Source organism: Pseudomonas sp. B37(2017) (genome assembly GCF_002112885.1).
GTDB classification, from domain to species: Bacteria; Pseudomonadota; Gammaproteobacteria; order Pseudomonadales; family Pseudomonadaceae; genus Aquipseudomonas; species Aquipseudomonas paraglycinae.
On the sequence record NZ_NEIX01000007.1, the window covers coordinates 193,587 to 214,061 of the forward strand.

Annotated in this window: 19 protein-coding genes; 14 read left to right on the forward strand and 5 right to left on the reverse strand. The window is 61.2% G+C overall.

From position 1 onward, the window contains the following. Positions 1–3 precede the first annotated feature (3 nt). Positions 4–1,455, reverse strand: coding sequence for an Asp-tRNA(Asn)/Glu-tRNA(Gln) amidotransferase subunit GatA (gene gatA, locus CAF90_RS18820; RefSeq protein ID WP_085608072.1), 1,452 nt, complete (start codon positions 1,453–1,455; stop codon positions 4–6). Between the two features lie 16 nt (positions 1,456–1,471). After that, positions 1,472–1,759: an Asp-tRNA(Asn)/Glu-tRNA(Gln) amidotransferase subunit GatC gene (gene gatC / locus CAF90_RS18825; RefSeq protein ID WP_007953612.1), complete on the reverse strand. Its 288-nt coding sequence runs from the start codon at positions 1,757–1,759 to the stop codon at positions 1,472–1,474. A 211-nt stretch (positions 1,760–1,970) separates the two neighbouring features. Between gatC and mreB the strand changes: the two genes are divergently transcribed. The 8 genes from mreB (at position 1,971) to tldD (ending at position 13,324) form a co-directional block, all read left to right on the forward strand. Beyond that, positions 1,971–3,008, forward strand: a complete 1,038-nt coding sequence (gene mreB, locus CAF90_RS18830; RefSeq protein ID WP_002555108.1) for a rod shape-determining protein MreB — start codon at positions 1,971–1,973, stop codon at positions 3,006–3,008. A gap of 140 nt (positions 3,009–3,148) precedes the next feature. After that, complete coding sequence (gene mreC / locus CAF90_RS18835) at positions 3,149–4,273, forward strand: rod shape-determining protein MreC (protein WP_085608073.1); 1,125 nt, start codon at positions 3,149–3,151, stop codon at positions 4,271–4,273. Next, on the forward strand, positions 4,273–4,764 hold the full coding sequence (gene mreD, locus CAF90_RS18840; RefSeq protein ID WP_007953608.1) for a rod shape-determining protein MreD: 492 nt from the start codon (positions 4,273–4,275) through the stop codon (positions 4,762–4,764). The genes mreC and mreD overlap by 1 nt, the downstream gene beginning before the upstream one ends. 202 nt (positions 4,765–4,966) lie before the next feature. Next, positions 4,967–5,563, forward strand: a complete 597-nt coding sequence (locus tag CAF90_RS18845; RefSeq protein WP_085608074.1) for a nucleoside triphosphate pyrophosphatase — start codon at positions 4,967–4,969, stop codon at positions 5,561–5,563. 57 nt (positions 5,564–5,620) lie between these two features. Beyond that, entirely contained in the window at positions 5,621–7,078 is a 1,458-nt protein-coding gene (rng, locus tag CAF90_RS18850) for a ribonuclease G (protein WP_007953605.1), read from the forward strand. Positions 7,079–7,153: 75 nt separating this feature from the next. Then, on the forward strand, positions 7,154–10,957 hold the full coding sequence (locus CAF90_RS18855; protein WP_085608075.1) for a YhdP family protein: 3,804 nt from the start codon (positions 7,154–7,156) through the stop codon (positions 10,955–10,957). 58 nt (positions 10,958–11,015) lie between these two features. Next, positions 11,016–11,876 (forward strand): carbon-nitrogen hydrolase family protein, encoded by an 861-nt coding sequence (locus CAF90_RS18860; RefSeq protein WP_007953603.1) that lies wholly within the window; start codon positions 11,016–11,018, stop codon positions 11,874–11,876. Between the two features lie 5 nt (positions 11,877–11,881). Next, positions 11,882–13,324: a metalloprotease TldD gene (tldD, locus tag CAF90_RS18865; RefSeq protein ID WP_007953601.1), complete on the forward strand. Its 1,443-nt coding sequence runs from the start codon at positions 11,882–11,884 to the stop codon at positions 13,322–13,324. 51 nt (positions 13,325–13,375) lie between these two features. Here tldD and yjgA read toward each other — a convergent pair whose 3' ends face one another. Further along, complete coding sequence (gene yjgA / locus CAF90_RS18870) at positions 13,376–13,900, reverse strand: ribosome biogenesis factor YjgA (RefSeq protein ID WP_007953598.1); 525 nt, start codon at positions 13,898–13,900, stop codon at positions 13,376–13,378. A 108-nt stretch (positions 13,901–14,008) separates the two neighbouring features. Here yjgA and pmbA point away from each other — a divergent pair, with 108 nt between their 5' ends. The 6 genes from pmbA (at position 14,009) to CAF90_RS18900 (ending at position 19,287) form a co-directional block, all read left to right on the forward strand. After that, positions 14,009–15,355 (forward strand): metalloprotease PmbA, encoded by a 1,347-nt coding sequence (gene pmbA / locus CAF90_RS18875; RefSeq protein ID WP_039769277.1) that lies wholly within the window; start codon positions 14,009–14,011, stop codon positions 15,353–15,355. Positions 15,356–15,517: 162 nt separating this feature from the next. Continuing rightward, positions 15,518–15,925: a FagA protein gene (locus CAF90_RS18880; RefSeq protein WP_085608076.1), complete on the forward strand. Its 408-nt coding sequence runs from the start codon at positions 15,518–15,520 to the stop codon at positions 15,923–15,925. Further along, positions 15,906–17,282: a lyase family protein gene (locus CAF90_RS18885; protein ID WP_007953592.1), complete on the forward strand. Its 1,377-nt coding sequence runs from the start codon at positions 15,906–15,908 to the stop codon at positions 17,280–17,282. Before CAF90_RS18880 ends, CAF90_RS18885 begins: the two co-directional genes overlap by 20 nt. 27 nt (positions 17,283–17,309) lie before the next feature. After that, positions 17,310–17,750, forward strand: coding sequence for a hypothetical protein (locus CAF90_RS18890; protein ID WP_007953590.1), 441 nt, complete (start codon positions 17,310–17,312; stop codon positions 17,748–17,750). Position 17,751: 1 nt separating this feature from the next. Then, positions 17,752–18,363: a superoxide dismutase gene (locus tag CAF90_RS18895; protein WP_085608077.1), complete on the forward strand. Its 612-nt coding sequence runs from the start codon at positions 17,752–17,754 to the stop codon at positions 18,361–18,363. 30 nt (positions 18,364–18,393) lie between these two features. Further along, positions 18,394–19,287 (forward strand): ZIP family metal transporter, encoded by an 894-nt coding sequence (locus CAF90_RS18900; RefSeq protein WP_085608078.1) that lies wholly within the window; start codon positions 18,394–18,396, stop codon positions 19,285–19,287. 39 nt (positions 19,288–19,326) lie between these two features. Here CAF90_RS18900 and CAF90_RS18905 read toward each other — a convergent pair whose 3' ends face one another. Next, on the reverse strand, positions 19,327–19,602 hold the full coding sequence (locus CAF90_RS18905; RefSeq protein WP_007953585.1) for an HPr family phosphocarrier protein: 276 nt from the start codon (positions 19,600–19,602) through the stop codon (positions 19,327–19,329). 15 nt (positions 19,603–19,617) lie between these two features. After that, on the reverse strand, positions 19,618–20,475 hold the full coding sequence (gene rapZ, locus CAF90_RS18910; RefSeq protein ID WP_007953582.1) for an RNase adapter RapZ: 858 nt from the start codon (positions 20,473–20,475) through the stop codon (positions 19,618–19,620).

Below are 20,475 nucleotides of genomic sequence, written 5' to 3' on the forward strand. Positions count from 1 at the left end.
TCCTCAGAAGCCGGTTGGGGTGCGGGTGTGCCAGTCAGTGTGTAACTGATACTGGTGGGCAACGTTCAACAGGCGACCTTCCTGGAAATACGGAGCGAGCAGTTGCACGCCAACCGGCAGACCATCGACAAAACCGGCTGGCATCGACAGGCCCGGCAGGCCCGCGAGGTTGGCGGTGATGGTGTAGACGTCTTCCAGGTAGGCAGCGACCGGGTCGCTGTTCTTGGCGCCGAGTTTCCAGGCCGGGTTTGGCGTGGTCGGGCCGAGGATGATGTCGACTTCATTAAAGGCAGCCATGAAGTCGTTCTTCACCAGGCGACGGATCTTCTGCGCTTTCAGGTAGTAGGCGTCGTAGTAACCGGCGGACAGTGCGTAGGCACCGACCATGATCCGGCGCTGCACTTCGGCACCAAAGCCTTCGCCACGGGAGCGCTTGTACAGGTCTTCCAGGTTCTTCGGATCTTCGCAGCGGTGGCCGAAGCGCACGCCGTCAAAACGCGAGAGGTTGGAGGAGGCTTCTGCCGGGGCGATCACGTAGTACGCAGGAATCGCGTGCTGCATGTTCGGCAGGCTGATTTCCTTGATCACGGCACCGAGCTTCTGCAGCTCTTTGATGCTGTTCTGGATCAGGTCGGCGATGCGCGGGTCAAGACCGGCGCCGAAGTATTCCTTCGGCACGCCGATGCGCAGGCCTTGCAGCGAGCCATTCAGACCGGCGGCGTAGTCCGGCACCGGTTCATCGATGCTGGTGGAGTCGTTCGGATCGAAGCCGGCCATGCCTTGCAACAAAATCGCGCAGTCTTCGGCAGTGCGAGCCAGTGGGCCGCCCTGATCGAGGCTGGAGGCGTAAGCGATCATGCCCCAGCGCGACACGCGACCGTAGGTCGGTTTCAGGCCTGTGAGGTTGGTGAACGCGGCCGGCTGACGGATCGAACCACCGGTGTCGGTGGCCGTTGCGGCTGGTAACAGACGAGCGGCAACCGCCGCCGCCGAACCGCCGGACGAACCGCCCGGTACGTGTTCCAGGTTCCACGGGTTTTTCACCGCGCCGTACCAGCTCGACTCGTTGGCCGAACCCATGGCGAATTCGTCCATGTTGGTCTTGCCCAGGGTCACTGTACCGGCGGCGGCCAGCTTCGACACCACGGTGGCGTCGTACGGAGCCTTGAAGTTGTCGAGCATCTTCGAGCCGCAGCTGGTGCGAATGCCCTGGGTGCAGAACAGGTCTTTGTGGGCGATCGGCGCGCCGAGCAGGGCGCCGCTCTCACCATTGGCCCGGCGCACGTCGGCGGCTTTCGCCTGATCGAGGGCCAGCTCTTCGGTGAGGCTGATGAAACTGTTGAGCTGCGGATCGAGCTGGGTAATGCGCGCCAGCAGGACTTTGGTCAGCTCTTCGGAGGAAAACTTTTTATCGGCGAGACCGCGGGCGATCTCGGCCAGAGTCAATTGATGCATTGCAGGCTCTTTCCCTTTAGTCGATGACTTTCGGAACCAGGTACAGGCCGTTTTCGACCGCTGGTGCGATGGACTGATAAGCCTCGCGGTTATTGCTTTCGGTCACGACGTCGGCGCGCAGGCGCTGACTGGCTTCCAGCGGGTGGGCCAGCGGCTCGATACCGTCGGTATTGACCGCCTGCATTTCGTCGACCAGCCCGAGAATGCTGTTGAGGGCCGAAGTGATGTGTGGAAGATCGGCGTCATTCAGGCCAAGGCTGGCCAGATGAGCGATTTTTTCCACGTCGGAGCGTTCTAGCGCCATCGGGTTTCTCCAGTGGAAAACAGGACGGACGGCGTCCGTGTGTTAGATTGTCGGAACACTACCGCACTTCTACGGTCATAAGGCCGCGATTGTGGGGCTTGGTGCACAGAAAAGCGGCCAATTTAACATATTGGCGCCTTGCCCAAAATCCCTGTCGTTGTTAGAGTTTGCCGCACTTTTTTACCCACGCGTTGCCTAGGGTCCCTTTCCCATGTTCAAGAAACTGCGTGGCATGTTTTCCAGCGATCTTTCCATTGACCTGGGCACTGCCAACACCCTTATTTACGTGCGCGAGCGCGGTATCGTCCTGAATGAGCCATCGGTTGTGGCCATTCGGACACACGGTAACCAGAAAAGTGTCGTCGCTGTCGGCACCGAGGCCAAGCGCATGCTCGGCCGTACGCCGGGCAACATTGCTGCCATTCGTCCGATGAAGGACGGCGTGATCGCCGACTTCAGCGTCTGCGAAAAGATGCTGCAATACTTTATTAACAAGGTTCACGAAAACAGCTTTCTGCAGCCCAGCCCTCGTGTGCTGATCTGCGTTCCATGCAAATCCACCCAGGTTGAGCGTCGTGCCATCCGTGAATCGGCCCTTGGTGCCGGTGCCCGTGAAGTGTTCCTGATCGAAGAGCCGATGGCTGCTGCGATCGGTGCCGGCCTGCCGGTTGAAGAAGCTCGCGGTTCGATGGTCGTGGATATCGGTGGTGGTACCACCGAAATCGCGCTGATCTCCCTGAACGGTGTGGTCTATGCCGAATCCGTACGCGTTGGCGGCGACCGCTTCGACGAAGCGATCATCACCTACGTGCGCCGCAACTACGGCAGCCTGATCGGCGAATCCACCGCCGAGCGCATCAAGCAGGAAATCGGTACGGCCTACCCGGGCGGCGAAGTTCGCGAAGTCGACGTTCGCGGTCGCAACCTGGCCGAAGGCGTTCCACGCGCATTCACCCTGAACTCCAACGAAGTGCTGGAAGCTCTGCAAGAGTCCCTGGCAACCATCGTTCAGGCCGTGAAAAGCGCCTTGGAGCAATCGCCGCCGGAACTGGCTTCCGACATCGCCGAGCGTGGACTGGTGCTGACCGGTGGTGGCGCGCTGCTGCGTGACCTCGACAAGCTGCTGGCCCAGGAAACCGGTCTGCCGGTGATCGTTGCCGAAGATCCGCTGACCTGCGTCGCTCGCGGCGGTGGCCGTGCATTGGAAATGATGGACAAGCACACCATGGACCTGCTCTCCAGCGAATAATCGCCGGGTGCAATACGTGGGTGAGCGCACAGGCAGCACTTTGCAGTGCTGCCTGTTGGCGTTTATCTTCTGTCAGTCTTCATCCAGGCCGGTTTGATGCCGTATGAATAAACAGAACATTTGCCTGGGAGGAGCGGCTTATTAAACCGCTTTTCGCCAAGGGCCCCTCACTGGGCGTGCGCTTGTTGGTGCTGGCCGTACTGTCGGTCGCGCTGATGGTCGTTGACGCGCGCTTCAGCCTGCTTAAACCCGTACGCAGCCAGGCCTCGCTGGTGCTGATGGACGCCTACTGGATCACTGACCTGCCCGGACGGTTGTGGGAAGGTGTCGCCAGCCAGTTCGGCAGTCGCACCGAGCTCGTCGCCGAAAATGAAAAACTCAAGTCGGAGAACCTGCTGTTGCAGGGTCGCATGCAGAAGCTTGCCGCCCTCACCGAGCAGAACGTCCGTCTGCGAGAGTTGCTCAATTCTTCCGCGCTGGTCAACGAGAAGGTCGAAGTGGCCGAGCTGATCGGCATGGACCCCAACCCCTTCACCCATCGCATCATCATCAATAAAGGTGAGCGTGATGGCGTGGTGCTCGGTCAGCCGGTGCTCGATGCTCGCGGCCTGATGGGGCAGGTGGTCGAACTGATGCCGTACACCTCCCGTGTGTTGCTGCTGACCGACTCTACCCACAGCATTCCTGTGCAGGTGAACCGTAACGGTCTGCGGGCGATTGCCAGCGGCACCGGTAACCCCGAGCGTCTGGAACTGCGCCACGTGGCGGACACCGCCGACGTCAAGGAAGGTGATCTGCTGGTCAGCTCCGGTCTCGGTCAGCGTTTCCCGGCCGGTTATCCGGTGGCGACGGTCAAGGAAGTGATCCACGATTCCGGCCAGCCATTCGCCATTGTTCGCGCCGTGCCGACCGCCGCACTGAACCGCAGCCGTTACCTGCTGCTGGTATTCAGTGACAACCGCACCGCCGAAGAACGTGCCAATGATGCCGCGCAGGCTCAGGAAAACCTTGATGCCTTTGGTGGTGGTCCGGTGATTCCGTCCACGGTACCGAAAATCGTTACCCCGCCTGCCGCAGCAGCAACTCCAGCCACGGCGACGCCGCCGGCTGCGCCTGCCGCCAGCACCACGCCGGCCAAACCCGCTGCAAGCAAACCGCCTGCAGCCACACCAGCGGCCAGCAAACCGCCGGCGAATCAGCCGGCGGCTCGACCAGCGGCCAAACCGCCAGTCACTGCGCCGGCGACCACCGGGAGGCAAGAATAATGGTCGGCGCTACCGCATCGCGTAACGGCTGGATTGTATGGCTGACGTTTATCGTCGGCATTCTGCTCAGTGTGTCGCCATTGCCCATTTTCATGGAAATCCTGCGCCCGCTGTGGCTGGCCTTGCTCCTGACTTTCTGGGCGTTGTATCTGCCGCACACCGTCGGCATGGTCACGGCCTTCTGCCTGGGGCTGGCCGAAGACGTGCTGCAGGGCGATCTGCTCGGTCAGAATGCCTTGATCCTGACACTGATCACGTTCCTGGTGCTGTCGTTGCAGCAACGCCTGCGAATGTTCCCGATGTGGCAGCAGAGCCTGGTCGTCCTGGTGATCTTCGGCCTCGCCCAGCTCGTACAGCTTTGGCTCAGTGCCTTGACCGGCAACCGTCAGCCGACCCTCGCGCTGGTCCTGCCGGCACTGGTCAGTGCCTTGCTCTGGCCATGGGTCAGCTTCGCTTTGCGTGGATTGCGCCGGCGCTACAAAATCAACTGATTCGGTCAGGCATTTGCCCAAACCAGTGCCTTGCCTCGCAAATGAAGTTCTTTTTGGGCGAGTGGCTGTTGTTGCCAGACAAGGCGCCGTGACGAGTCATAGCGTGCTATGGCGAGGAACGGCAACGCAGTATGGCAACACCAGACGCCGACCAAAGGGAACAGCATTTGTGAGGCAGGGCACCAAACAGGGAGATGTCTTGATGGAAAAGCTTTACCTCGCCTCAGGATCGCCGCGTCGGCGTGAGTTGCTCACGCAGATCGGCATCCCGTTTACCGCCATCAGCGCGGATATCGATGAAACCCCTCTCGCCAATGAATCCCCATCGGCCTACGTCGAGCGCCTGGCGCGCGGCAAGGCCGAGGCCGGGCGGCGCACCGTCGTTTGCGACGTAGCGTTTTGCGTACTGGGCGCCGATACCGCCGTGGTGCTGGACGGCAAAATTCTTGGCAAACCGGTGGACGAAGCCGACGCATGCGCCATGCTGATGATGTTGTCCGGCAAGGAGCATGAAGTGCTGACAGCAATTGCCGTGCTCGACGGCGAGCGCTGCGAGTCGCGGGTGGTGCGCAGTCTGGTGCGGTTCCGGTCGATCAGTCGCGAAGAAGCCGCCGCCTACTGGGCCAGCGGCGAACCCCGGGACAAGGCGGGTGGCTACGGCATTCAGGGGCTCGGCGCGGTGTTCGTCGCAGGCCTCAATGGCAGTTACTCGGCGGTCGTCGGCTTGCCGGTGTGCGAAAGCGCAGAACTGCTCGGCCATTTCGGCATACCCTGTTGGCAAACCCTGAACGCGCAATAAGCGTCGAACGGACAAGATGCGGCCATTATCGTGAACATGCCTGAACGAGACCCTGCCATGAGTGAAGAGATTCTGATCAACATCACGCCGATGGAATCGCGCGTGGCGGTGGTCGAAAACGGTGTGCTGCAAGAAGTGCACGTCGAGCGTACGCAAAAGCGCGGGATCGTCGGCAACATCTATAAAGGCAAGGTGGTGCGAGTCCTGCCGGGTATGCAGGCGGCATTCGTCGACATCGGTCTGGATCGCGCAGCCTTCATTCATGCTTCGGAAATCTCCCTGCGCGAAGGCCCGGCGGTAGAAAGCATCAGCGCTCTGGTGCACGAAGGCCAGAGCCTGGTGGTGCAGGTCACCAAGGATCCGATCGGTTCCAAAGGTGCGCGGCTGACCACGCAACTGTCGATCCCGTCGCGCTATCTGGTGTACATGCCACGCACCGCCCACGTCGGTATTTCCCTGAAGATCGAAGACGAAGCCGAGCGCGAACGCCTCAAGCAGGTGGTCAGCGATTGCGTGGCCAAAGAAGGCATCAAGGAGGCTGGCGGCTTCATTTTGCGTACCGCCGCCGAAGGTGCCGGGGCCGATGAGATCCTGATGGACATCCGCTACCTGCGCCGCCTGTGGGATCAGATCAACGAACAGATCAAAACCATCGGCGCACCGAGCGTGATCTACGAAGACCTCGGCCTGGCGCTGCGCACCCTGCGCGATCTGGTCAGCCCGAAGATCGAGAAGATCCGCATCGACTCCCGGGAAACCTTTCAGAAAACCACGCAGTTCGTCGCCGAACTGATGCCGGAAATCGCCGACCGTCTGGAACACTACCCGGGTGAACGACCGATTTTCGACCTTTACGGCGTCGAAGACGAAATCCAGAAAGCCCTGGAGCGCAAGGTGCCGCTGAAGTCCGGCGGCTATCTGGTGATCGATCCAGCGGAAGCCATGACCACCATCGATGTGAACACCGGGGCGTTCGTCGGTCATCGCAACCTCGAAGAAACCATCTTCAAGACCAACCTCGAAGCCGCGACCGCAATTGCCCGGCAGATGCGCCTGCGCAATCTGGGCGGGATCATCATCATCGACTTCATCGACATGGAAGACGAAGAGCACCAGCGTCAGGTGCTGCGTACCCTGGAGAAACAGCTGGAGCGCGATCACGCCAAGACCAACATCATCGGCATTACCGAGTTGGGCCTGGTGCAGATGACGCGCAAGCGCACCCGCGAAAGCCTCGAGCAGGTGCTGTGCGAACCGTGCAGCAGTTGTCAGGGCCGGGGCAAGCTGAAAACCCCGGAAACCATTTGCTACGAGATTTTCCGCGAGATCCTGCGTGAAGCCCGGGCCTATCAGGCCGAGGGTTATCGGGTGCTGGCGAACCAGAAAGTGGTGGATCGCCTGCTCGATGAAGAGTCCGGTAACGTGGCCGAACTTGAAGGTTTCATCGGGCGCACCATACGCTTCCAGGTAGAAACCATGTATTCCCAGGAACAATATGACGTGGTGCTGCTCTGAACCCCTGCGTCACCCTTTTCCTGAAACGGCTGGCCTCAGCTTTTTGCAGTATTTTTGCCATGGGAGCCAACTGACATGGAACGTCTGACACGCATTTTGGCCGCACTGACCCGCTGGGGTCTGGGCCTGTGCGCGTTGGTTCTGGTATTGATGGCGTTGTACGTCAGTCTCGGCCGGGAACTCACGCCACTGGTGGCCGAATACCGCACCGATATCGAAGACAAGGCCAGTGCCGCCTTGGGCATGCCGCTGCAGATCGGCGAGCTGGAAGGCAACTGGAGTGGATTCGCGCCGATCCTGCTGGCCCATGACGTGATGGTCGGCAGCGGCGCCAATGCCTTGCGCCTGGATCGGGTGCGTGCGGTGCCGGATCTGTGGGCCAGCCTGATGGCCCGCGAAGTGCGCATCGCCCACCTTGAACTCAACGGTCTGAAGATCAGCCTCAAGGAAGGCGAAGACGGAAAGTGGGCGCTGGAAGGCTTGCCGGTGCAGCAGGATCAGCCCATGGATCCCGAGCAACTGTTCAACCGCATGCAAATGATTCAGCAACTGTCGGTGCTCGACAGTCAGGTGACCTTGCAACCGCGGGAACAGGCACCGCTAACCCTCACGTATGTCGGCCTCAATCTCAAGACCGGCACCAGCCGCCAGCGCCTCGATGCACGATTGACCTTGCCTGACGGCCAGCCCGTGGCGCTTAGCCTGCGCACGCGGATTCGTCCAAGTCAGTGGCAGAGCAGCGAAGTGGAAGGTTATGTCAGCCTGCCGCAGAGTGACTGGTCGAAATGGCTGCCCGAGCGCCTGACCCAGCAATGGAATTTCTCCGAGATCAAGGCCGGCGGCGAGCTGTGGGTCAACTGGCGCGAGGGGGCGTTGCAGAGTGCTGCGATTCGTCTCAACGCGCCGCAACTGACCGGTGCCTACGCCGAACGCAAGCCGATCCAGATCAACAATCTGGCGCTCAATGGCTACTTCCAGCGCGGTCCCGAGGGGGCCACTGTCACGCTTGATTCGCTGGCGATGAATTTCGGCGAAACCCGTTGGGAATCGCATGTGCAGATCAAACAGACTGCCGCCACCGACAAGAACGAAGAACTCTGGCATCTGCAGGCCGATCGGCTCGACCTGACGCCAATCACCCCTTTGCTCAATGCCCTCGGCCCGTTACCCCAAGGCTTCGCGACCGTGGTCGAGCGCCTGAAAGTGACCGGCGGGCTGCGTAACGTGCTGCTGGATTTCCGGCCGAACGCCACCGACGACAGCAAATTCGGCTTCGCCGCCAACCTTGATCAAGTCGGGTTCGATGCCTATCACGGCGCCCCGGCAGCGCGGAATGTCAGTGGCAGTCTTACCGGCAATCTCGGCGGCGGCGAGCTGCGCATGGACAGCAAGGATTTCGTCCTGCACCTCGATCCGATTTTCGCCAAGCCGTGGCAATACATTCAGGCCAACGCGCGGTTGACCTGGAAGCTCGATAAAGAAGGTTTCACCCTGATCGCGCCGTACCTGAAGGTGCTCGGCGAGGAAGGCAAGATTGCCGGCGACTTCCTGATCCGCCTGCATTTCGATCACAGCCAGGAAGACTACATGGACCTGCGGGTCGGCCTGGTGGACGGCGACGGTCGTTACACCGCCAAGTACCTGCCGGAAGTCCTGAGCCCGGCCCTCGACGAATGGCTGCGCACGGCGATTCTCAAGGGCGCGGTGGATCAAGGCTTCTTCCAGTATCAGGGCTCGCTGAACAAGAACGCCGGGGAAGCAGATCGCAGCATCAGTCTGTTCTTCAAGGTGCACGACGCCGAACTGGCGTTCCAGCCGGGCTGGCCGCACGTGAGCAAGGTCAGCGGTGACGTGTTCATCGAAGACAGCGGCGTGCGGATTCTCGCCAGCAAGGGTCAGTTGCTCGACACGCAGGTCAGCGATGTCTTCGTCAATATTCCCCATGTGCCGAGCGGCGAGCACAGCCATATGTTCCTCGACGGCACCTTCGCGGGTGGGTTGGGCGATGGCCTGAAGATTCTTCAGGAAGCGCCGATCGGTACCGCCGACACCTTTGCCGGTTGGGAAGGCGAGGGTGATCTGCAAGGCAAGCTCAAACTCGATGTGCCGTTGGCCAAGGGCGATCAGCCGAAAATCCTCGTCGACTTCAAAACCGCCAATGCGCGGTTGAAACTGGCGGAGCCGAAGCTCGAACTGAGCCAGCTCAAGGGTGATTTCCGCTTCGACAGCGCCAAGGGCCTGAGCGGGCAGAACATCAGTGCCCGGGCCTTCGACAAACCGGTCACTGCGCAGATCTTCGCCGACGGCGGCCCCGGCAAGCTCAAGACAAGAGTGGCAGCGTCGGGGCAGGTCGAAGTCAAGAAGCTCACCGACTGGCTGGGCGTGACTCAGCCGTTGCCGGTGTCCGGAACCATCCCTTACCAGTTGCAGGTGAATCTGGACGGCGCCGACAGTCAATTGATGGTCAGCTCCAGTCTGAAGGGCGTGGCGGTGGATTTGCCGGCGCCGTTCGGCATGGCGGCCGATGTCGGGCGTGACACGGTGTTCCGCATGACCTTGCAGGGACAGGAGCGGCGTTACTGGGTCAATTACGATCAACTGGCCAACTTCACCTTCGCTGCGCCACCGGGCAATTTTGCCGATGGCCGGGGCGAGTTGTTCCTCGGCGCTGGCGAAGCCGTATTGCCGGGTAACAAAGGCCTGCGGATACGCGGCGTGTTGTCCGAGCTGGACGTCAAACCCTGGCAGGATCTGCTGGACAAGTATGCTGGTCAGGACCCGGGCGGCAACGCCAAGCAGTTGCTCAGCAGCGCGGACTTCAAGATCGGCAAGCTCACGGCCTTCGGCACCACGCTGGATCAGGCGGCAGTGCAGGTCAATCGCAAGCCCGGCGCCTGGGCTCTGGCCCTCGACAGTCAGCAGGCCAAAGGCACGGCCGGCATTCCCGACGCCAAGGGCGCGCCGATTGCGGTGAACCTGCAATACGTGCGGTTGCCGGCACCGGACCCGACGGTGCAGGCCGACGAGAACGCGCCGGATCCGCTGGCCTCGGTGGATCCGAGCAAAATTCCGGCGCTGGATATCACGATCAATCAATTGTTCCAGGGCCAGGATCTGGTCGGCGGCTGGTCGCTCAAGGTTCGGCCGACCGCCAAGGGCATCGCCCTGAACAACCTCGATCTGGGCCTCAAGGGCATCCTCCTGCAGGGCAGCGGCGGCTGGGAAGGCACACCCGGTGCCACGACCAGTTGGTACAAGGGGCGGATCGGCGGCAAGAACCTCGCCGATGTGCTCAAGGGCTGGGGTTTTGCACCGAGCGTCACCAGCGAAGAATTCCACATGGATGTCGACGGCCGCTGGCCGGGCTCGCCGGCGTGGCTGGCGACCAAGCGCTTCTCCGGCACCCTCGATGCGTCCCTCAACAAAGGCCAATTTGTTGAAGTGGAGGGCGGCGCTCAGGCATTGCGCGTGTTTGGTCTGCTCAACTTCAACTCGATTGGCCGGCGTTTGCGCCTCGACTTCTCCGACCTGTTCGGCAAGGGCCTCAGCTATGACCGGGTCAAGGGATTGCTGGAGGCGACCAACGGCGTTTATGTGACGAAAGAACCGATCAAGTTGACCGGTCCTTCGAGCAACCTGGAACTGGACGGCACGCTGGATCTGGTGGGCGACAAGGTGGATGCCAAATTGCTGGTGACTTTGCCGGTGACCAACAACCTGCCAATTGCCGCGCTGATTGTCGGCGCGCCGGCAGTCGGCGGTGCATTGTTCCTGATCGACAAGCTGATCGGCGATCGCGTGGCGCGGTTCGCCAGCGTCAAATACACCGTCAAAGGCCCATGGAAAGAGCCGAAAATCACCTTCGACAAGCCTTTTTGAACAGCCAGCCCCTGAACCGATGGAGTAGCATGGCCGCATACCTCTTGCGGAGTGCGCCATGTCTTTAGCGGTGATTCAAATGGTCAGCCAGAGCGATGTGCTGGCCAATCTGCGCGATGCCCGACGTTTGCTCGAACAAGCAGCCAGCGCCGGTGCGAAGCTGGCCGTGCTGCCGGAAAACTTCGCCGCCATGGGCCGTCGCGACATCGCCGATATCGGCCGCGCCGAAGCGCTCGGCGAAGGCCCGATCCTGCCGTGGTTGAAACAGACCGCCCGCGACCTCAGGTTATGGATTGTGGCCGGCACCTTGCCGTTACCGCCGGTGGGGCAGCCCGAGGCGAAGTCCCATGCCTGCTCGTTGCTGGTGAACGATCAGGGCGAAATCGTTGCACGCTATGACAAGTTGCACCTGTTCGATGTCGACGTAGCAGACAATCGCGGCCGTTACCGCGAATCCGATGACTATGCTTATGGCAGCGGCGTGGTGGTCGCAGACACGCCTGTGGGGCGATTGGGCCTGACAGTGTGTTACGACCTGCGCTTCCCGGAGCTGTACAGCGAATTGCGCGCAGCCGGGGCTGAACTGATTACCGCACCGTCGGCCTTCACCGCAGTGACGGGGGCGGCGCACTGGGATGTACTGATCCGCGCGCGGGCCATTGAAACCCAGTGTTACGTGCTGGCGGCAGCCCAGGGCGGGACGCATCCGGGGCCGCGTGAAACCTTTGGCCACGGGGCGATTGTCGACCCGTGGGGCCGCGTGCTGGCGCAGCAGGAACAAGGCGAAGCCGTGTTGCTGGCCGAACGCGACAGCAATGAACAAGCGTCCATCCGGGCGCGAATGCCGGTGACGGGTCATCGGCGGTTTTTTTCGCAGGGCGCACAGCGACCTGCTTCAGAACACGAATTTAAGGCGTAAAACCTATGAGCGAGTTGTTGTCCTCAGTCAGTGATCACCTGTTGGCGCCCGGCGGCGTGACGATCGAGAGCCTGCAGGGCGTGCTCGGTGATCTGGCGGGTCCAGGCATAGATGCGGCCGACCTGTATTTCCAGGGGCAGATTTCCGAGTCCTGGTCGCTGGAAGACGGCATCGTCAAGGAAGGCAGTTTCAACCTCGACCAGGGTGTCGGCGTGCGGGCGCAGTCCGGTGAGAAAACCGGTTTCGCCTACAGCAACGCGATCACCCTCGAAGCCCTCGGCGCAGCGGCCCGTGCGGCCCGTTCGATTTCCCGCGCCGGGCAGAACGGCACGGTGCAGGCGTTCAGTACCCAGGACGTTGCCCAGTTGTACGCGCCGGATAACCCGCTGGAAGTCCTGAGCCGCGCTGAAAAAGTCGAACTGCTCAAGCGCATCGACGTTGCGACCCGCGCCCTCGATCCGCGTATCCAACAGGTCAGCGTAAGCATGGCCGGGGTCTGGGAACGGATTCTGGTAGCTTCGACCGACGGTGGCCTGGCTGCCGATGTGCGTCCGCTGGTGCGCTTCAACGTCAGCGTAATCGTCGAGCAGAACGGCCGTCGCGAGCGTGGTGGCCATGGCGGCGGCGGGCGTACCGACTACCGTTATTTCCTCGCTGAAGACCGCGCCATGGGTTATGCCCGTGAAGCGCTGCGTCAGGCGCTGGTGAATCTGGAAGCGATTCCGGCACCGGCCGGCACCTTGCCGGTTGTTCTGGGTTCGGGCTGGTCCGGCGTGCTGCTGCACGAAGCGGTCGGCCACGGTCTGGAAGGCGATTTCAATCGCAAGGGCAGTTCCGCCTACAGCGGTCGCATGGGCGAAATGGTTGCATCCAAGCTTTGCACTATCGTCGATGACGGCACCCTGAGCGGTCGTCGCGGTTCCCTGAGCGTCGACGACGAAGGCACCCCGACCGAGTGCACTACGCTGATCGAAAACGGCGTGCTCAAGGGTTACATGCAGGACAAGCTCAATGCGCGGCTGATGGGCGTGGCCCGCACAGGCAACGGTCGTCGCGAATCCTACGCACACTTGCCGATGCCTCGGATGACCAACACTTACATGCTCGGCGGCCAGAGCGATCCGGCGGAAATCATCGCCTCGGTGAAAAAGGGCATCTACTGCGCCAACCTCGGCGGCGGTCAGGTCGACATCACCAGCGGCAAGTTCGTGTTCTCCACCAGCGAGGCTTATCTGATCGAAGACGGCAAGATCACTGCGCCGGTCAAAGGCGCAACGTTGATCGGCAACGGTCCGGAAGCGATGAGCCGGGTGTCGATGGTCGGTAACGACCTGGCGCTGGACAGCGGTGTGGGGACTTGCGGCAAGGACGGGCAGTCGGTGCCGGTGGGTGTCGGTCAGCCGACCCTGAAAATCGATGCGATCACCGTGGGTGGCACGGGCGCGTAAGAAGGGATGGAGCTTCGGGTGGCGCGCGGTGCGGCCACCCGGTGGCGAATATCAACGCAGACCGCGTTGAGTCTCGTCCAGCTCACGGATGTACTTGAAGATCTTGCGGCTTGAGGCAGGAGGTTTGTTTTGCGCAACCTCGTGCTGGGCCTGACGGATCAGGGAACGCAGTTGCTGGCGGTCGGCGTCCGGGTAATCGACGACGAATTTCTCCAGCACGGCATCGTCACCGGCGATCAGGCGGTCACGCCAGCGTTCGAGGTTGTGGAAACGCTCGTTGTACTGACGGGTAGAGGCATCGAGTTGATCGAGCAAGGTGAGAATCGCGTCAGTGTCCTGATCGCGCATCAGTTTGCCGATGAACTGCAAATGCCGTTTACGCGCGATGTTCGCGGTGTGCTTGGGCGCATCGGCCAGGGCCCGGCGCAAAGCGTCGGTCAATGGCAGTTTTGCCTGCAAGTCGGGCTTGAGCGTTGTAAGGCGCTCGCCAAGGTCAACCAGAGCATGTAGCTCGCGTTTGACCTGGGATTTGCTTTTTTCTCCCGTATCGAGGGAGTCGTCGTAAGAATCAACCATGGTGGCAGTCCGCAAAGAAACGCCGCCATGATAACCAGTCGGGGGCCGCTTGTCCGGCCCGGTCGCTCGAAGGCCCCAGCCGAAAGCAGAATTTGAGTGGAGATGAGCATGAGTGCAGTTGAAAGCGTCGGCCCACAGGCATTGCCGGCACTGCAGGAACAGGTCGAGCAGATCATCGCCGAAGCCAAGCGTCAGGGTGCCAGTGCCTGCGAAGTAGCGGTGTCGCTGGAGCAGGGCCTGTCGACGTCGGTGCGTCAACGTGAAGTCGAAACGGTCGAGTTCAACCGCGATCAAGGTTTTGGCATCACGTTGTACGTCGGCCAGCGCAAGGGTTCGGCCAGTACGTCCGCCACCGGGCCGGATGCGATTCGCGAAACCGTCGCTGCGGCGCTGGCGATTGCCAAGCACACCTCCGAAGACGAAGCCTCGGGGTTGGCCGATGCCGCGCTGATGGCCCGGGATATTCAGGATTTCGACCTGTTCCACCAATGGGACATCACTCCGGAACAGGCCATCGAGAAGGCACTCCTCTGCGAAGCCGCCGCGTTCGACGCCGATGCGCGCATCAAGAATGCCGATGGCACCACGTTGAGCACCCATCAGGGCTGCCGCGTGTACGGCAACAGCCACGGTTTCATCGGTGGTTACGCTTCGACCCGACACAGCCTGAGCTGCGTGATGATTGCAGAAGCCGATGGCCAGATGCAGCGCGATTACTGGTATGACGTGAACCGTCAGGGCAGCTTGCTGGCGGATCCGGTGAGCATTGGTCAGCGTGCGGCACAGCGGGCGGCGAGCCGTCTGGGTGCGCGTCCGGTGCCGACCTGCGAAGTGCCGGTTTTGTTTTCGGCGGAACTGGCGGGTGGGTTGTTCGGTAGTTTCCTGTCGGCGATTTCCGGCGGCAGTCTCTATCGCAAATCGTCGTTCCTCGAAGGCACCCTGGGGCAGAAGCTGTTCCCGGAATGGCTGACCATCGACGAGCGTCCGCACCTGATGCGTGCCATGGGCAGTGCTTCCTACGATGGTGACGGCTTGGCGACCTATGCCAAACCGTTCGTCGAGAAAGGCGAGTTGGTCTCTTACATCCTTGGCACTTATTCCGGTCGCAAACTCGGCATGCCGAGCACCGCTAACGCGGGCGGCGTGCATAACCTGTTCGTCACCCATGGCGATGAAGACCAGGCTGCCTTGCTGCGGCGTATGGGGCGTGGCCTGTTGGTCACCGAGTTGATGGGCCATGGCCTGAACATGGTGACCGGTGATTACTCGCGCGGTGCGGCGGGTTTTTGGGTCGAGAACGGTGAAATCCAGTTCGCGGTGCAGGAAGTGACCATCGCCGGCAACATGCGTGACATGTTCAAGCAGATCGTCGCGGTGGGTAACGATCTGGAGCTTCGCAGCAACATTCGCACCGGTTCGGTGTTGATCGAGAAGATGACGGTCGCGGGCAGCTAAGCCGCAGGCAGTTACAAAAAAGGCGCGCCACCCGATTGGGTGGCGCGCCTTTTTTTGTGTTCGCAAATTTTTCGGGTTGGTGAAGGCAGCAAAAAAGCCGCTCTTGTTTTGGTTCTCATTATCATCTAATAATAAATCTCATTATCGGATGAGCCCAGGATCATGAGTTCTGCCTTGCACGAGCAGCCGTATCTCGAAAGCTGGCGCTGGATGAGTCGCCAGATCCGTTGCGCGATGGATCCCGACGAACCGCGCCTGATCGAACACTACCTGGCCGAAGGTCGATACCTGGCCTGCTGCACGGCGACCTCGCCCTGGACGGTCGCCGAAACCTCTTTCCGTCTGCTGCTCGACACGGCCACCGACATCGCGTTGCCGTGGCACTGGCGCAGCCTCTGCCTCGATCAGGCCTGGCGCCCGCTGCGTGAAATGGAGCGCCTGTCGTTGTGCAAATGCCGGCTCAAACGCTGGCAAAGCTACACCTGGCAGCTCGCCACCTGCGAGTTGCAACCCTCGATTCCTCTCATTGAATTAGTCCAAGGATTTACCGATGACCAAGACACGTATTGAGCGCGACAGCATGGGCGAACTGCAGGTGCCGGTGGACGCTCTCTACGGCGCGCAGACCCAGCGCGCAGTGGATAACTTCCCGATCAGCGGCAAACCGATGCCGACCCAGTTCATCCGCGCCCTGATTCTGGCGAAAGCGGCCGCCGCCCGCGCCAACGTCGAACTCAACCAGCTCAGCGCCGCGCAAGGCAAAGCCATCAGCGATGCCGCCCAAGGTCTGCTGGAAGGCGACTTCATGCAGCATTTTCCGGTGGATATATTCCAGACCGGCTCCGGCACCAGCTCCAACATGAACGCCAACGAAGTGATCGCCACCCTGGCCAGCCGTCTGCTCGAAGAGCCGGTGAACGCCAACGACCATGTCAACTGCGGGCAGAGCAGCAACGACATCATTCCGACCACCATCCACGTCAGCGCCGCGCTGGCCTTGCATGAACAACTGCTGCCAGCGCTGCTGCATCTGGTGCAAGTGATCGAACGCAAGTCCGAGCAAGTCCATCACCACGTCAAGACCGGCCGCACCCACTTGATGGACGCCATGCCGGTGCGCATGAGCCAGGTGCTCAACGGTTGGGCGCAGCAGCTCAAGGCCAATATCGGTCACCTGCAGGATTTGCTGCCAAGCCTGCAATCCCTGGCCCAGGGCGGCACGGCGGTCGGCACCGGGATCAATGCGCATCCGGAATTCGCTGCGCGTTTCAGCCGCCAATTGAGCCAGTTGACCAACGTCCAGTTCACACCGGGCAAGGATCTGTTCGCCCTGATCGGCTCACAAGACACTGCTGTAGCCGTGTCGGGGCAGCTCAAGGCCACTGCCGTTTCGCTGATGAAAATCGCCAACGACCTGCGCTGGATGAACTCCGGCCCGCTTGCCGGTCTCGGTGAAATCGAACTGGAAGGCCTGCAACCGGGCTCGTCGATCATGCCGGGCAAGGTCAATCCGGTGATTCCGGAAGCCACCGCCATGGTCGCCGCGCAAGTGATCGGCAATGACTCGGTGATCACCATCGCCGGGCAGTCGGGCAATTTCGAACTGAACGTAATGCTGCCGATCATCGCCCAGAACCTGTTGAGCAGCATCGAGTTGCTGGCCAACTCCAGCCGTCTTCTGGGTGACAAGGCGATTGCCAGCTTCAAGGTCAACGAGTCGCGCCTCAAGGAAGCGCTGTCGCGCAACCCGATTCTGGTCACTGCGCTCAACCCGATCATCGGTTACCAGAAAGCCGCCGAAATCGCCAAGCAGGCCTACAAACAGGGCCGTCCGGTGATCGACGTCGCGCTGGAACACACCGACCTGTCGCGCAGCCAGCTGGAAGAGTTGCTCAATCCCGAGAAGCTCACCGCCGGCGGCGTGTAAGCACCGCAACCGCTTTGGAGGTTCACCATGGAGCACTGGAAACGCACGATCGAACGGGCCAATCGCTGCTTCATGCTGGGCGAGCTGATCGATGCCCGCGAGGCCTACCTGCAAGCATTGGCCCTGGCGCAGGTGTTGTTCGAGCGCTGGGCCGATGCCGACGAAGCGGTGGCGGCCTGCGTCATTTCTCATCACAACCTGGCCGACCTGCATCTGCGCCTGAATCAGCCGGAGGAGAGCGCCGAATATCTGTGCGCGATCCACCAGCGCCTGTTGCAGACCATGCAGGACGAGCGCCTGCGCCCGGCGCTGCGTGAAGCAGCTCTTCGCCAGAGCAGCAAAACCTACGTCGAGCTGCTCAATTTCATCAGCGAACACGGCGAATACCCGCGCACCCAGCGTTTGCTGCACCCGGATACCGGCAATGCGCGCCGCGCGCCTGCCCCACATCACCATGGAGTCCATTGAAATGGCTTTTACCCTGCCAGCCTTGCCTTACGCCTATGACGCACTGGAGCCGCACATTGATGCGCAAACCATGGAGATCCACTACACCAAGCATCATCAGAGCTACATCAATAACCTGAACGCTGCGGTCGAGGGCACCGAGTTCGCGGAATGGCCGGTGGAGAAACTGGTTGCCAGTGTCCAGCAACTGCCGGAAAAACTCCGCGCGGCGGTGATCAATCAGGGCGGCGGTCACGCCAACCATTCGCTGTTCTGGGAAGTGATGGTGCCCGGCGGTGGCGGTAAGCCGGACGGCGCGCTGGCCAAGGCGATCGATGAGCAACTGGGTGGCCTCGACAGCTTCAAAGAGGCCTTCACCAAAGCCGCACTGACCCGCTTCGGCAGTGGCTGGGCCTGGCTCAGCGTCACCCCGGAAAAGAAACTGGTGGTGGAAAGCAGCGGTAACCAGGATAGCCCACTGATGAACGGCAACACGCCGATTCTCGGCCTCGACGTGTGGGAGCACGCCTACTATCTGCGCTATCAGAACCGTCGGCCGGAATACATCAGCGCGTTCTACAACGTGATCAACTGGCCAGAAGTCGCTGCGCGCTATCAGGCCGCGCTGGTTTAAGTCTCCTATAAAAACAATCCAAGGCTGACTATGGGCACTGAAACACTGGCGATCGGAAGTGGGCGTATGTTTCGTTACGCAATTGGATCGCTGCTGCTGTTGGCGGGCATGACCTTGCTGGTCGCCCACGGACTGGAATGGCTGAATCTGGAGCCGAGATTGTCGCGGGCATTGCAGGGCGGCGCGATCTGCGCCCTCGGCACCGCGCTCGGAGCGGTGCCGGTGCTGGTGATCCGCAACATGCCTCAGGCACTGGGCGATACGCTGCTGGGTTTTGGTGCCGGAGTGATGCTGGCCGCGACCGCGTTTTCGCTGATCGTGCCCGGGATTGCCGCTGCCGAAAGTCTGGGCCTGAGCCCATGGGGCGCCAGTGGCCTGATCTGTTTCGGCATCATGCTCGGGGCGTTCGGCCTGTATCTGGTTGATCGCCGGGTGTCGGGTGCCTCGCCGGAAATGCTCATCGGCACTGTCGAGCATCCGGTGATTCCGCCACGGATCTGGTTGTTCGTGTTCGCCATCATTGCCCATAACATCCCGGAAGGCATGGCGGTCGGCGTCTCGGCGGGTGGTGGGATGCCGGACGCAGACAGTCTGGCGATGGGCATTGCCTTGCAGGATGTGCCGGAAGGGCTGGTGATTGCACTGGTACTGGCCGGTGCCGGGATGTCGCGGGTCAAGGCGTTTTTGATTGGTGCCGCGTCAGGTCTGGTCGAGCCGGTGTTCGCGCTGCTATGCGCTTGGCTGGTCAGTCTTGCCGAGTTGTTGCTGCCTTTGGGATTGGCGTTGGCGGCAGGCGCTATGCTGCTGGTGGTGACTCACGAGGTCATTCCGGAGTCGCGACGCAATGGTCACGAGAAGCTGGCAAGCCTGGGATTGCTGATCGGCTTCTGTCTGATGATGGTGATGGATACCGCGTTGGGATGAACCGGGAGGAGGGAGCATGCTCCCTCGCTTCAAGCGTTTTCAACCACCTTCGTCGAAGTAGTTGTTGATCAGGGTCACCAGCGCGTCCATGGCTTCCTGTTCCTGGTGGCCATCGGTACTCAGGTGGATCTTGGTGCCCTTGCCGGCTGCGAGCATCATCATCGCCATGATGCTTTTACCGTCAACCGTGGTTTCCGGGGTGCGGCCCACTCTGATCGTGCAATCGGGAAACTGGCCCGCCACTCCGACGAATTTTGCCGATGCGCGGGCATGCAGGCCCAGCTTGTTGATGATTTCGATTTCACGAGCAGGCATCGCGGTGTGAATCCTTTAGCTGAGGTCGCGGTGGCGAACCTGGACGTTCTTCAGGGTCTTCTGCAGCGCCTGGCCAAGACGTTCGGTCAGGTAAACGGAACGGTGATGCCCGCCGGTGCAGCCGATGGCAATGGTGACGTAAGCGCGGTTGCTCGCCGCAAAGCGTGGCAACCATTTGTACAGATACGCGTAAATGTCCTGGTACATTTCCTCGACCTCCGGCTGCGCCGCCAGATATTCGGCGACCGGCTGATCGAGCCCGGATTGCGCGCGCAGCTCCGGTTTCCAGTACGGGTTCGGCAGGCAGCGTACATCGAACACCAGATCCGCATCCACCGGCATGCCGCGTTTGAAACCGAACGACTCCACCAGAAACGCCGTGCCCGGCTCCGGCTGGTTCAATAGACGCAGTTTGATGGTGTCGCGCAGCTGATAGAGATTGAGGTTGGTGGTGTTGACCTTCAGATCGGCCAGATCGGCGATCGGGCCCAGCAGAGCGGTTTCATCGTTGATGGCTTCGGCCAGAGAACGGTTGGCATTGCTGAGCGGGTGACGACGACGGGTTTCCGAAAAACGCTTGAGCAATGTTTCGTCATCGGCATCCAGGTACAGGACATCGCACTGGATATGCCGGCTGCGGACTTCCTCAAGCAGCTCGGGAAACCGCGACAGGTGGCTCGGCAGGTTGCGCGCATCGATCGAGACGGCAACCAGCGGCTGGAGCATTTCGGTGTGGACCAGCGCGCGCTCGGCGAGATCTGGCAGCAAGCCGGCCGGCAGGTTGTCAATGCAGTAGTAGCCGTTGTCCTCAAGGACATCCAGGGCGGTACTTTTACCCGAGCCGGAACGGCCACTGACAATGATCAAGCGCAT

Bases quoted from the DNA above. Each gene is read 5' to 3' on its own strand.
- CAF90_RS18880 (WP_085608076.1), top strand. From the start codon at position 15,518: ATGAGTTCTGCCTTGCACGAGCAGCCGTATCTCGAAAGCTGGCGCTGG.
- CAF90_RS18895 (WP_085608077.1), top strand. From the start codon at position 17,752: ATGGCTTTTACCCTGCCAGCCTTGCCTTACGCCTATGACGCACTGGAG.
- pmbA (WP_039769277.1), top strand. From the start codon at position 14,009: ATGAGTGCAGTTGAAAGCGTCGGCCCACAGGCATTGCCGGCACTGCAG.
- rapZ (WP_007953582.1), bottom strand. From the start codon at position 20,475: ATGCGCTTGATCATTGTCAGTGGCCGTTCCGGCTCGGGTAAAAGTACC.
- CAF90_RS18845 (WP_085608074.1), top strand. From the start codon at position 4,967: ATGGAAAAGCTTTACCTCGCCTCAGGATCGCCGCGTCGGCGTGAGTTG.
- mreD (WP_007953608.1), top strand. From the start codon at position 4,273: ATGGTCGGCGCTACCGCATCGCGTAACGGCTGGATTGTATGGCTGACG.
- CAF90_RS18890 (WP_007953590.1), top strand. From the start codon at position 17,310: ATGGAGCACTGGAAACGCACGATCGAACGGGCCAATCGCTGCTTCATG.
- CAF90_RS18905 (WP_007953585.1), bottom strand. From the start codon at position 19,602: ATGCCTGCTCGTGAAATCGAAATCATCAACAAGCTGGGCCTGCATGCC.
- rng (WP_007953605.1), top strand. From the start codon at position 5,621: ATGAGTGAAGAGATTCTGATCAACATCACGCCGATGGAATCGCGCGTG.
- CAF90_RS18900 (WP_085608078.1), top strand. From the start codon at position 18,394: ATGGGCACTGAAACACTGGCGATCGGAAGTGGGCGTATGTTTCGTTAC.
- CAF90_RS18885 (WP_007953592.1), top strand. From the start codon at position 15,906: ATGACCAAGACACGTATTGAGCGCGACAGCATGGGCGAACTGCAGGTG.
- CAF90_RS18860 (WP_007953603.1), top strand. From the start codon at position 11,016: ATGTCTTTAGCGGTGATTCAAATGGTCAGCCAGAGCGATGTGCTGGCC.
- yjgA (WP_007953598.1), bottom strand. From the start codon at position 13,900: ATGGTTGATTCTTACGACGACTCCCTCGATACGGGAGAAAAAAGCAAA.
- gatC (WP_007953612.1), bottom strand. From the start codon at position 1,759: ATGGCGCTAGAACGCTCCGACGTGGAAAAAATCGCTCATCTGGCCAGC.
- CAF90_RS18855 (WP_085608075.1), top strand. From the start codon at position 7,154: ATGGAACGTCTGACACGCATTTTGGCCGCACTGACCCGCTGGGGTCTG.
- tldD (WP_007953601.1), top strand. From the start codon at position 11,882: ATGAGCGAGTTGTTGTCCTCAGTCAGTGATCACCTGTTGGCGCCCGGC.
- gatA (WP_085608072.1), bottom strand. From the start codon at position 1,455: ATGCATCAATTGACTCTGGCCGAGATCGCCCGCGGTCTCGCCGATAAA.
- mreB (WP_002555108.1), top strand. From the start codon at position 1,971: ATGTTCAAGAAACTGCGTGGCATGTTTTCCAGCGATCTTTCCATTGAC.